The sequence below is a fragment of the Candidatus Eisenbacteria bacterium genome (genome assembly GCA_005893305.1).
Taxonomy (GTDB): domain Bacteria; phylum Eisenbacteria; class RBG-16-71-46; order SZUA-252; family SZUA-252; genus WS-9.
Genome location: VBOZ01000029.1, coordinates 41768 through 52127, shown reverse-complemented (window position 1 = coordinate 52127; position 10360 = coordinate 41768). Strand labels below are relative to the sequence as shown.

General features: G+C 64.9%; 10 protein-coding genes and 1 pseudogene (1 of these 11 only partly in view). 8 read left to right on the top strand and 3 right to left on the bottom strand.

Going from position 1 to position 10360, the window contains the following annotated elements:
- A pseudogene (locus tag E6K79_08890) lies at positions 1 to 538 on the top strand (alpha/beta hydrolase); it begins 324 nt to the left of the window's first position.
- Between the two features lie 389 nt (positions 539 to 927).
- On the top strand, positions 928 to 2016 hold the full coding sequence (locus E6K79_08885; protein ID TMQ63754.1) for a hypothetical protein: 1089 nt from the start codon (positions 928 to 930) through the stop codon (positions 2014 to 2016).
- A gap of 23 nt (positions 2017 to 2039) precedes the next feature.
- Here the strand turns inward: E6K79_08885 and E6K79_08880 are convergent, their stop codons facing one another.
- Both E6K79_08880 and E6K79_08875 read right to left on the bottom strand, forming a co-directional pair.
- Complete coding sequence (locus E6K79_08880) at positions 2040 to 2279, bottom strand: hypothetical protein (protein TMQ63753.1); 240 nt, start codon at positions 2277 to 2279, stop codon at positions 2040 to 2042.
- Positions 2280 to 2315: 36 nt separating this feature from the next.
- The gene (locus tag E6K79_08875; protein ID TMQ63752.1) at positions 2316 to 3011 is read right to left on the bottom strand and encodes a hypothetical protein; all 696 of its coding nucleotides are present in this window, start codon (positions 3009 to 3011) and stop codon (positions 2316 to 2318) included.
- A gap of 191 nt (positions 3012 to 3202) precedes the next feature.
- On the opposite strand from E6K79_08875, the gene E6K79_08870 reads away from it, so the two are divergent.
- Positions 3203 to 3547: a cold-shock protein gene (locus tag E6K79_08870; GenBank protein ID TMQ63751.1), complete on the top strand. Its 345-nt coding sequence runs from the start codon at positions 3203 to 3205 to the stop codon at positions 3545 to 3547.
- An 81-nt stretch (positions 3548 to 3628) separates the two neighbouring features.
- On the opposite strand, the gene E6K79_08865 is transcribed toward E6K79_08870, so the two are convergent.
- Positions 3629 to 4213 (bottom strand): hypothetical protein, encoded by a 585-nt coding sequence (locus tag E6K79_08865; protein ID TMQ63750.1) that lies wholly within the window; start codon positions 4211 to 4213, stop codon positions 3629 to 3631.
- A 309-nt stretch (positions 4214 to 4522) separates the two neighbouring features.
- Here E6K79_08865 and E6K79_08860 point away from each other — a divergent pair, with 309 nt between their 5' ends.
- From E6K79_08860 to E6K79_08840, 5 genes are read left to right on the top strand one after another with little or no spacing between them, the layout of a single operon-like run.
- A complete protein-coding gene (locus E6K79_08860) occupies positions 4523 to 5665 on the top strand; it encodes a hypothetical protein (protein TMQ63749.1) in 1143 nt (380 codons plus the stop codon).
- On the top strand, positions 5662 to 7293 hold the full coding sequence (locus tag E6K79_08855) for a HAMP domain-containing protein (GenBank protein TMQ63748.1): 1632 nt from the start codon (positions 5662 to 5664) through the stop codon (positions 7291 to 7293). Before E6K79_08860 ends, E6K79_08855 begins: the two co-directional genes overlap by 4 nt.
- 4 nt (positions 7294 to 7297) lie before the next feature.
- Positions 7298 to 8638 (top strand): sigma-54-dependent Fis family transcriptional regulator, encoded by a 1341-nt coding sequence (locus E6K79_08850; protein ID TMQ63747.1) that lies wholly within the window; start codon positions 7298 to 7300, stop codon positions 8636 to 8638.
- Between the two features lie 13 nt (positions 8639 to 8651).
- A complete protein-coding gene (locus E6K79_08845; protein TMQ63746.1) occupies positions 8652 to 9668 on the top strand; it encodes a hypothetical protein in 1017 nt (338 codons plus the stop codon).
- Positions 9505 to 10326, top strand: a complete 822-nt coding sequence (locus E6K79_08840) for a sensor histidine kinase (protein TMQ63745.1) — start codon at positions 9505 to 9507, stop codon at positions 10324 to 10326. Before E6K79_08845 ends, E6K79_08840 begins: the two co-directional genes overlap by 164 nt.
- Positions 10327 to 10360: the final 34 nt, after the last annotated feature.

Sequence of the window (10360 nt, the reverse complement as noted above, 5' to 3'; positions counted from 1 at the left end):
TTACCTTGGCAAGTACGGCTCGAAGCGCGTCAGCCAGGCGGTCTTTATCTCGTCCATCCCGCCCTTTCTGCTGAAGACGGCCGATAACCCGGGCGGAGTGGATGGCGGCATCTTCGAAGGGATCAAGAAGGGCCTCGTCGCGGACCGTCCCGCATTCCTCGCGGGATTCCTGTCGAATTTTTACAACGTGGACGTGCTGGGCGGCAAGCTGGTCAGCGATCAGCTCGTTCAGCTCAGCTGGAGCATCGCGGTCTCTGCCTCGCCGAAGGGCACGCTGGATTGCGTCTCGGCATGGTTGACCGACTTCCGAAAGGATCTCGAACGCATCGACGTTCCCACCTTGGTCATTCATGGCGACTCCGATCGGATCGTCCCCCTCGCGGCCAGCGGAAAGCGCACGGCCGAGACCGTGAAGGGCGGCCGGCTGTCGGTAATCGAGGGCGGGCCGCACGGCCTGACCTGGACGCACGCTGACGAGGTGAACCGCGAGCTGCTTGCCTTCATCGGCACGGAGAAGCTTGCAGGAGCCGCCAGATAGTAGAGCGGCACCCAAACCGAGGCAGGCGCCCCGCGGAGGTACATCTCCTTGGGGCGCTTCGCTTTAATCGGACGCCTGCGTGCCCACGCCGCGGGACTCTAGGATTGCCGAGTCCCCGCCGATAACTACTAGGCATCCGCGCGATTCGGGCATTCCCCGGAGGCCGCGACGCTCTCGTCCCCCATAACGGGCCATATGGAGCGAACTACGTGAAAAAGAACCGCCTGCTCCCCAGCCGACTCGGTTCGTTTGTATCGAGGATCGCGAGATTCGTACTCAAGAGCCAGCTCTTGACCCTCTGGCTCGTGCTCTGCGCTCTCGGCGCCCTGGTAGGTTCCCAAGCACGCCCCGCGCCCAGCACACTGCCTTTCGAGGAGATGTTTGAGAACATGAGCGTCCTCTCCTACCGAGAGGCGCCTACCGACTCGATCGCCCGCTTTGTCGTCGAGCTCGCGGCCCGCGGCCGGGTGTTCCGGCAGTACGACATCGATGAGCGGCGTTTCGCAGCGCCCATTCTCGGTCACGACTACCGGCGCTCGATCAGCGGCACGCGTTATCCTCCGCTCAAAGTGCGCGGCCACGTCGATCGCGGGTTCTGGCTCGAGCTCCACAGCTCCTCCGCTCGCTCTTTCGCCGCCGACCAATTCGACGAGCTCTACCGGGCGAGCCTCGACTATGTGAAGCCGGCGGGTGCCGTGGCGCTCGTGGTCGGGATGGTCTCGGGGTACTCGATCGGATACCGCATGGCCACCTGGAGCAGCTCACTCAGCAATCCGGCCGTTCAGGAGCGTGTGCTGAACACTCCCGCCATCGGGCGCGTCATCGCGCGGGAGGCCTGGCGGCGGGTTCTGCTCGAGCCGGTCGTGATGGGCTACGAGAGCGACGCCGTTCGATTCGCCTCGGTACGCGGAACGCAGCGGATCTACACGAACTTCTTCCGCATGGCCCTCGACGACAGCAATGCGTTCATCCCTCACGAGGTCGCGCGTCTGGATTCGGCCGGCTCCGTCCGCGAGTCGCGCGCGATGTCGGCGTTCGCTCAGGCTGTGAGTCGGGCGGCCCAGGACAGCTGCGATCTCTCGAGCGCGGACTTCACCGCGATCGAGGATTGGGCGAGCATCCTCGACCGGTACGGGCACTGGGCCCACGCGGCGACGCCGAAGCATGGCGATGAGCGGAGGCAATATTTCGGAACGCTCGCCTGGTACGGTCTCGCCCCCGCGACGGCCGAAGAGGACCGCATTTGGATCGGGCCGCGCCTCCTCGTGCGGGTGGGGGAAAACGAAGGTTTCGTGGCCGACGAGATCCCATCAAACCGGCTGGGATGCCCCATCGCATGGCGCGAGTGGCTGCAGGACGACAACATGCACCTGAGCGCCAACACCTGGACCGCGCAATGGATGGGAGAGTTGCGGCAGTTCAAGCCGATCGTGAAGTTGGGTCGTCGGATCGTGCGGTTCTGGTCGGGGACGAGCTGAGAGCGGGATCGAGCTAAAGCGGATTAGTTGATCTCGGGCGAGTCGTCGATCGGTTTCGTCGCTTCGGAGTCGGCTCCCTGCGCGGAATCCACCGGCTCCGCGGGAGCCACCTGATCCGTGGGTTCGGGTTGCTCCGCCTGCGCGCGTTTCCGCGCGAGACGCGTCTCCCGCTTCTCGGTGGCCCGGGCGAGGCGCTTCTGCTCCTTCTGTCGTTTCAGGAACGAAGGTCTTCTGCTTCCCGCCACGCCGTATTCCTTTCGCATGCGGTTGCCCGCCAGGGACAACCGCTCACCCGAAGTCTAACCCGCGAGATCGCTGTCCGACGTCTTCCGACCGAACCGGCTGTGCTTGCGCGCCACTCGACGTGCACCCGTGGAGGTCGGTGCGTGGGGCGGCATCTTGGTCACGAACGTACCGAGGACCAGATCCGCGAGCGGCAGCAGCACGTTGAGATTGCGATTCATCCGCACGTGGTGAATGCGGTGATGCTGCTTGATGAATTGAAACAGGCGCGAGCGCTCGATCCAAGCGATCGTCGGCTTGTGCATGAAATAGTGGAGGCTTTCGTAGCCCACGTAGTATACCGACACGCCCGCGATGATGGCGATCACAAACGCGACGTACGGGAGCGAAACTCCCGAGGCGTAGAGCGCCCACGATGCCAACGCCCACGGTGTCGCGCTGATCGCGATGAGGATCGGGCCGCCCCACCATGCGAACGTGAGCGCCTCATGCTGCTCCTCATCCGTGACGTGGAACGTGTCGTCGAATTTACAAAGCTGGTGATGGATCAGCGTGTGTTGGGTGAAGCAGTTCTCGGGGAGCCAAGGACGGTGCAGCCAGAAGCGGTGGAACGCCCACTCGACGAAGCTGGACTGGACCACGGCGACCGAGAAGCCAACCAGGACCGCGACTAGTATCAAATTGATTTTCCATGGGCGAGAAGGCGGGGTGGGGATCGCCAGCAGAGAACGCTGGAGCGAGTCCGTGGACAACCCGGGACTTAACTAGACTTAACTAGTATCGGCGGAGCGGCGTCGAATGCCTAGCGAAATCTCGGGGCGGGGTATCCCTGCCCCGGCAGGGGACTTGGAAATTAGGCCTTTACAAACCGGACCTCTTGGCCGATTCTTTCATCTAACAACATAGGAAGTAGGTACCTGACGGTCGTACGCAGCACCAATGCATGGAACGACACCGCAGGAGATGCTACCTGCGGGTTTTTTGTATCCGGACAGATCGTCCGGAGGCCCCGCCAAAGTGGCTGGGTCAGCCGTCCGGAAAGGGCGGCAAGTTGGGGCTGATTGCCCCGTACGTAAGGAGAGTCATAGTGGCTGTCGGAAACGTGAAGTGGTTTAACGAGTCGAAGGGTTTCGGATTCATCCAGCAAGAGGGTGGCGAAGACGTGTTCGTTCATTACTCGGCAATCTCCGGCGAGGGCTTCAAGACGCTGGCGGAGGGCGAGCGTCTGGAGTTCGACATCGTTAAGGGACCGAAGGGACTGCAGGCCGCAAACGTCCGCAAGGCGTAAGTTCTAGCAGGCCGCAAGTCTCTAACGCATCGGGGCGGTACCTCACGGTACCGCCCCTTTCGCGTTTTTCGGGTCAGAGCCTCACTGTGAATCCGGCTCCGCGGCAGTCCCTGCGGCCTCCCCCACAGCCGCTTCCCGCACCTGCAGGAACACCCACACTCGCTGCTGAAGCTTCTGCGCGTTCTTCGCCGTCACCGAGAGCCCAAAGCGCTCCGTCGCCGGGTGAAGCGGCACGCGGTAGCGTGCCCGCCAGGCAGCTGCCGCCTGGTCATAATGGAGAGGCTGCGTCTTCCCTCCGCCGTCCTTGAGGATCACCTCGACCACATCCGGGGTGCCCTGTGCGGTGATCTCGACGATCTCGCCGGGAGTGACGTAGTCCGCCGACGCCTTCGCAAGAACATCGGGCGGCATTGAATCGCCCGCAGCATCCGCCGCTCGGCCAGCCTGCGGCGTGGCCTCCTTCATTCCAGTCGCCGACGCGGCTGTGTTCGCCGCGACCGGAGCCTTCCCGGCGTCGGCGGACTGGATGGTGCCTGTCTCGGTCGTGGCCGTTTCACTCTGTTGCTGGCCGCATCCGATCGCGAGGAAGCCGACGGCGAGCGATGCGACGATCACCGTGACGCCCAGCGCAGCCAACTGATCCCTCCCCACTCGTTCGTTCTTCATTGCCCTTCTCCCGGCCGGCTCGAGGATGCTTACAGCGGTCAGGTGGCCGGCTCCTGATTCCCAGCTGCCTGGTTTGTGGCGTATGCCCCGAGTACCAGGATCGGGTCGGCGTGGTCTGTGCAGCGCCGCTCTGTGGGAGGCTCTAATACAAGCGGCGTGCCTGTTGGTTAAATTGTTGTGACGCAGTCTTTTACAGAATCGATGCTCCGGCCCCTGCGTGTAAGATGTGTCACCCTTGACACAGAGCTACATTGGGCGGACGCTAGCAGCAGAGGGCCAAGCGACTTGTTCCTATGGGGTAAGACGAACGTGGCATTCCTGACACGGAGCGTTGCTGTCTGGTTCGCGTTGGCCTGCGCTCTCGGTCTCCCCGAGATCGCCCGCGCCGATTCCTCGCTGCGCGGAGCGCGTGTCGTCTGGGTGCGGGGCGATCGGGTCTATGTTGTCTCGCCTGATTCCGTCTCGCTAGAGCCAGGAACAATCCTCGCGTTCAAGAATCGCGGGAAGCAGGTGGCCACGGGCGAGGTCACGGCCGTTCACGACGGTGAGCTGATCGTTGCGAAGCTCACGTCAGGTTCGCTCGCGAAGGTGAAGCATCTGGAGAAGCTCGAAGTCACGGCTGATCGTCCTGCCATCCGACCGATGCCTCTGTTGCGCGTCGGGTATCCGTCCCCAAGCCGGAACAGCCTCCTCTTCGATTGCTCCAATCAATCACTCGACTCTTCGCTTCAGGTGGGAGGCATCGGGGCATCGCCGGTCCAGCGCGTCTACAAGTCGGAGGCGTCTGGCACCCGAGCCTATCGTTTGGTGCGAGATCCCACTATCTCCGCTGCCGCTCCTTGGCCCGACACGCTGCTCGTCCGTCTTTTCGATGAGGTCGCGGACGAGGAGATCGCCCTCGAGCGCGGAGATTTGGACGTTGCGGTGTTCTGGCCGGGGGAAGCCTCCACGCACATTCGGGAAGTGACTGGATGGACACGTTGGGAGAGCGGAATCGGAGCCCGTGGGCAACTCACGGCAGCCGTGCGGCGACCGTATCAGAGCGGCTTCGCGGATCCATTCCACGAAAAGGAGCTGAAAGCACTCGAGCGGCTAAATCACGAACTCTTCCGCGATGATCTGCTGCCATTCCCGCGACTAGGTGGGTCCCCGTCGACCACTCTGGGGCGATTCAAGGTCGATGCTTCTCTCCCGGGGCATGAGACCATGGAGCAATTCTTGAATGGAGCGGTCGGACCCGACTCTCCGATTGATACCGCAAGGGTCGTGCGACTTTCCTACCACGAGATCTGGCCCACCGTGCCCGTCATCGCCGATCTACCTGAGGACTACTGGTTGGTCGTCCGCTGCCCCGTGATCAGCCGCGCCAAGCTGCAGCCCTACCTCCACGCGATCGACACCGAGGCGCTCGCCAATTTGTTCCGGTGCGTCCCGGCCCCCCGAAAGCCATGAAATCCCTCCGGGCGCGCCTCATCGCCGGCTCCGCGTTGGTGGCACTCGTGCCGCTGGCGGTGGCGATGTACCTCCTCTCCCAGCGTGTCGAGTCGATGGTCCGGACGCAGGCGGCGGAACGGCTGAATGCCGCGCTCGGCGGGCTGCAGACCGAGCTGGACTTGGATCGTGCGCGGATCGACGAGCAGCTCCAGATCTTGGCAAAGGATGCCACGCTCAAGCGGCTCTACCTCCTGCAGCCTTCGGGCAGCCGGGATCTCAACGACTACGTCGCCGAGCGGCAATCCCTGCTCGGGCTCGACTTTCTCCGAATATCGAATGAGGCTGGGGCCGTCATCGGCGACGGTTCGGCTTCCCCTTCGGCCTCACCGCCGCTCGCGATGTCGCTGGACGCGCCCATCCGGTATGAAGGCAAAGCGGTCGGCGCCGTGTCCGGAGGACTCTTCCTCGACGCGGCCTTCCTGGCCCGACTCAAGCAGACCGGCGGCATGGAGCTGGCAATCCACGACGGGTCCGGCCGACTTGCGGCGGCGACGATCGACTCCGCGGATGCAGAAACGCTCCCGGCACGAGCAGGCATCGAGCGCGTTCGTTTGGGGGGCCGGGCCTACATGAGCCGGAGCGTCATGTTGAAAATCGGCGGCCCATCGCCCGCGATCGTCACAGGCCTCGTCTCGACCGCCTCGGCCGACCAGACCATCGCAACCCTCCAGTGGACCTCGGCGTCCTTGGGGCTCTTGGGACTCGGGATCGCGATCCTCCTCGGCACGCTTTGGTCGTCCCAGATATCACGGCCGGTGGAGCGTCTCGCGAATTACTCCCACAAGCTCGCGCAGGGCGAATGGGATGAGCCGCTGAAATTCGAGAGCGTGTCCGAGCTGCAAACGCTCGTCCAGGCCCTCGACCGGATGCGCCTGGACCTGACGACCTACCGGGACAAGCTCGTCACGAGCGAGCGCCATGCGGCCTGGAGCCAGATGGCCCGCAAGGTCGCGCATGAGGTCAAGAATCCGCTGACTCCGATCGCGGTCTCCATCGCCGACCTCAAGCGGAGCTACGAAAGCCAGAGGGCCGACTTCCCCGAGATCCTCGACCAGGCGGTCCGAACGATCTCGGATGAGGTGGAGACGCTGAAGCACCTGCTTCAGGAGTTCTCCGACTTCGCCCGGCTTCCCGCCCCGGCGTTCGCGCCGTGCCGGGTCTCGGCGCTCTTGGCGGATCTGGCCGCCCTCTACAATCGCGACGTCACTGACGGCCGTTTGCGATTCTCACCTCCCGCGCGGGAGATCACGATCTCCGCCGACGCGGGACAGATCCGGCAGGCTCTCATCAACCTGATCAAGAACGGACTGGAGGCGGTGGACGGATCGGGCGAGGTCGTGGTCACGGCCGCCGCTCAAGGAGATCGGGCGGAGCTATCCGTTTCCGACACGGGACCCGGCTTGAGCGCGCAGCAGCGGGCGCAGCCCTTCCAGCCAGGGTTCACCACGAAGAGCCATGGGAGCGGCCTGGGCCTCACGATCGTGGAGCGGATCGTGAACGAGCACCGGGGCGCGATCACCGTCGACTCCGGCGCGGGAACGGGCACGACGTTTCGGATGCGACTGCCCCTCGAGCGGAGGGCCTAGCGCGATGCCATCCGTGTTGATCGTGGACGATGAGGCCAACATCCGGAAGAGCCTCGAGGGAGCCCTGGGCCGCGAGGGGTTTCAGGCCGATTCCGCGGCATCGGTGGCCGAAGGGCGAACAAAGCTCCGCGACGCCTACGACTTCGTGCTCCTGGATGTCTGGTTCCCGGAGGAGAGCGGGCTCGATCTCCTCGCCGAGATCACGGCCGGCTCGCCGGAAACCGCGGTCATCATGATGTCGGGTCACTCGACGATCGACGTCGCGGTGAAGGCGACCAAACTCGGCGCGTTCGACTTCCTGGAAAAACCGATCTCGCTGGAGCGCCTTCTCGTCCTGCTCCGCAATGCCTCCACGACGCTCGCGCTCCGGAACGAGAACAGCCGCCTGAGGCAGCCCTGGATGCATCCGATCGTGGGCGCCTCGCCGGCGGTGCAGAAACTTCTGCGCGAGGTTCAGCTCGCCGGACAGAGCGCGGCCCGGGTTCTCATTCAGGGAGAGAACGGCACGGGCAAGGAGCTGGTTGCCCGGGCGCTCCACGCCTCGGGCGCGAGGCGGGAGCGGCCGTTCGTCGCCGTCAACTGCTCCGCAATCCCGGAGGAGCTGATCGAATCGGAGCTGTTCGGTCACGAGAGGGGCGCCTTTACCGGGGCGACGCAGGCGCGCCGGGGCCGGTTCGAGGAGGCGCACGGCGGGACGCTCTTCCTGGACGAGGTCGGCGACCTGAGCCCGCGGGCGCAGACAAAGCTCCTTCGCGTTCTGGAGGAGGCCGAATTCTTCCGGGTCGGAGGAAACAGGACGATCCGCGTCGACGTGCGCGTCATCGCGGCCACGAATCGCGATCTCGCTGAGCGGATCCAATCCAACCAATTTCGTGAAGATCTTTACTTCCGGCTCGCCGTCATTCCGATCACTGTCCCCCCCCTTCGCCAGCGTCCCGAGGATATCCCGCTCTTGCTCGAGCATTTCGCGACTCAGATCGCGAAGGAGACGAACGGGAAGCAGAAGCGGTTTACGCCGAGCGCGCTCGACACCCTTCGCCGATACTCCTTCCCCGGCAACGTCCGCGAGCTGCGAAACCTGGTGGAGCGGCTGATCATCATGACCCCAGGCACTTCGGTCGATCACGAGCAGGTTCATGCCGCGCTCCCCCGCGCGGAAGGCACGGTGGCCGAACGGCCGCGTCTGAGCGAGGCGGTGCGGGAGTTCGAGAAAAAGCAAATCGAGGCAGCTATCCTGGCCGAGGGCACCATGACCAAGGCGGCCAGCCGATTGGGGCTGGAGCGTAGCCACCTCTACAAAAAAATGAAGAGGCTCGGCTGGCGCCCGGAGTCTCTGGAACCGTGATCGAGGGATTTGCATGCGCGAACTTCTGAAAAGCGACCGAGCGCGCCTAGGCACCGGAGCTGAATCGGTGTGGCATTCGGCGGGGCTGAACCTGGTCCTCGCCGCATTCTATTTCGCCGCCGCGAAGCTGGGGCTGAGCCTCGCAATCGTCCACCCCAGCGCGTCAGCGGTGTGGCCGCCGGCCGGAATCGCCCTCGCAGCCTTTCTTCTGTTCGGGAACCGCGTCTGGCCGGGGATCGCGCTCGGGGCCTTCCTGGCGAACGCAACGACGGCGGGCTCGCTCGCCACATCCGCGGGAATCGCCGCCGGGAACACGCTCGAGGGGCTGGTAGGCGCGTGGCTGGCCAATCGCTTCGCGGGCGGGAAGGAGGCGCTCTCGCGCCCGCGGGACATTCTCAAGTTCATCGGGTTGGCGGCGGGCTTGAGCACGATCGTGAGCGCGACCGTGGGGGCCACCACCCTTTCGATCGCCGGCTTCGCACATTGGTCGGATTACGGCGCGATCTGGACGACCTGGGATCGGCGACCTCGTGATCGCCCCGCCCCTCCTGCTCTGGATAGCGGGAGCGCGTCCTCTTCCGCCCCGCCGGCTCGTCGAGGCGACCTGCGTCGGAGTCCTCCTCATCGCGACCGCGGCCGCTTTCTTCGGCGGCATCGGTCAGAAGAACGCGCCGATCGAGTGGTTCTGGATCCCGGTCGTGGTCTGGGTGGCGTACCGCTTTGGCCAGCGTGCCGCCGCCACGGCGGTGGTCGGGCTCTCGGCGGTCACCGTGTGGGGCACCGAGCTTGGCCTGGGGCCTTTCGTCCTGGCGTCGGCCAATGCCTCCCTTCTCCTTCTCCAATCGTTCCTGGGCGTCGTCGCGGTCTTGTCGCTCACGCTGTCCGCGGTCGTCGCCGCCCGCGAGCGCACCACGGAGGACCTCCGGCGAGCGCGCGACGAGCTGGAGGAGCGGGTCCGCGATCGGACGGTGGACCTGTCCCGGGCCAATCAGTCGCTGCGGGGAGAGATGGGGGAACGCTCGCGGCTTGAGAAGGAACTCATCGACGCGGGCGAGCGAGAGCGCCTGCGTCTGGGACGGGATTTGCATGATGACCTGGGGCAGCTTCTCGCCGGCATCCTCTTTCTATCCAGCGCGGTCGAGAAGAAACTCTCCACCCAATCGCTGCCGGAGATGACGGCGGCGAAGGAAATCCGCTCCCTTGTGCAGGAGGCGATCGCGAAGACGCACCGCCTGGCCCTCGGGCTCACGCCCGTAACGCTGGGCGAGGGAGGATTCCTCGCGTCGATCCAGGAGCTCGCGGCGATGACCGAGCGGGTCTTCGATGTGGCGTGTACGCTCGACTATGAGAAGCCCTTTGTGGTCGACCGTCCCGTCGCGGCGACGAACCTCTACCGGATCATTCAGGAGTCCATCAGCAACGCCGTCCGGCACGGCAAGGCGCGCGCCATCGAGATCTATCTGGTGCTGCAAGGCCAGCAGCTGACGCTCACGGTTCGCGACGACGGGGTCGGGCTGGGCTCGACGGCCGCAAACAGGGAGGGGCTCGGCGTGAGCATCATGAAGCATCGGGCCGAGCAGCTCGGCGGCACGCTCGAGGTCCAACCCGACCGCGGCGGCACCATCGTCACCTGCAGGGTACCTGGCATCGCCCGCCCCCTCGCCGGGCTGGACCTCGCCGATCTGTGACCCGGAATCCGTCGAAGCCACGGCGCGGGCGGCG